This is a genomic window from Hyella patelloides LEGE 07179 (assembly GCF_900659865.1).
Taxonomy (GTDB): Bacteria; Cyanobacteriota; Cyanobacteriia; order Cyanobacteriales; family Xenococcaceae; genus Hyella; species Hyella patelloides.
Genome location: NZ_LR214340.1, coordinates 1 through 1104 on the forward strand (window position 1 = coordinate 1; position 1104 = coordinate 1104).

The window sequence follows — 1104 nt, forward strand, 5'->3', positions numbered from 1 at the left end:
TGGTACGGGTAACATCGGCGAAACTCCAGTAAATAGTACTCTTTTCACCAGAGCCGAAGGTACGGGAAATGCAGGAAATTTAACCATCAACACCCCTAACTTAACCGTTGCCAATGGAGGAGATATTAACGTTAGTGCGACAGGTGCGGGAGATGCGGGAAGCTTAGAAGTAGATGCAGGTAATATTCAACTAAACGATGGTGCGATAACTGCTCAAACCCGAAGCACCCAAGGAGGTAACATCATCCTCAACATAGATGACAACTTAGAATTGAGAAACGACTCAGAAATCACCGCCACCGCAGGAACAGCCCAAGCAGGAGGAGATGGTGGTAACGTTATTCTTAATTCTGATTTTATCTTGGCTTTCCCCACCACAAACCAACATGAAATCACCGCAGAGGCTTTTACGGGCAACGGTGGTAGCATCAACATCAGCACCAACAATCTTTTAGGAAGAGATAACCTCAACATAAGTGCTTCTTCCGACTCTGGAATCGATGGCACAATTTCTGTGGAAACTCCCGATGTAGATCCCACTTCGGGCATTATTGAATTACCCACTGTTCCCATCGATGCCGAAGCAATCTTCGCTCAAGATTTGTGTAAATTTGAAAATGACCAGATAGCTAAAGGTAGTTCTTTTATTATTACAGGTCGGGGTGGTTTAACTCCCACATCAGAAGAATCTTTAGACAACTTAGATAATGTTGTGGGATGGGCAAATCGCGATGATATTGAAGTTAGTGAAAATGGTGTTGTGGGAGTGCGCCAACGTTCCACAACTGAAACGGAAACAACTAATTACCCTGTGGTGCGACAGTCTCAAGGTTGGGTAACTACTGCTGATGGTAGTGTATGGCTAGTAGCTAATTCTCCTGAAACCATCCCTCAAAATGCCAAAATTGTCCATCCTGATTGCGGAAATTCATCCCAGTAGGCTAGGCATTGCCCACCTTACAAGGTTTTGGTTTTTAACTAAAAGAAATTGACAAATGATTAGTCCAACAATAGATCGAGAATTAGCAGAAGAAGAGCAAACTTTAAGAGAATTTACGTAGTAACTCACATTCCGCAGAAAAATTTAATTTCTTCGTGATTTTT

At 42.7% G+C, this 1104-nt stretch carries 1 pseudogene; it reads left to right on the top strand.

The window, feature by feature from the left end:
* Window positions 1-940: pseudogene (locus H1P_RS37045) on the top strand (S-layer family protein); the annotation flags it as partial.
* Window positions 941-1104: the final 164 nt, after the last annotated feature.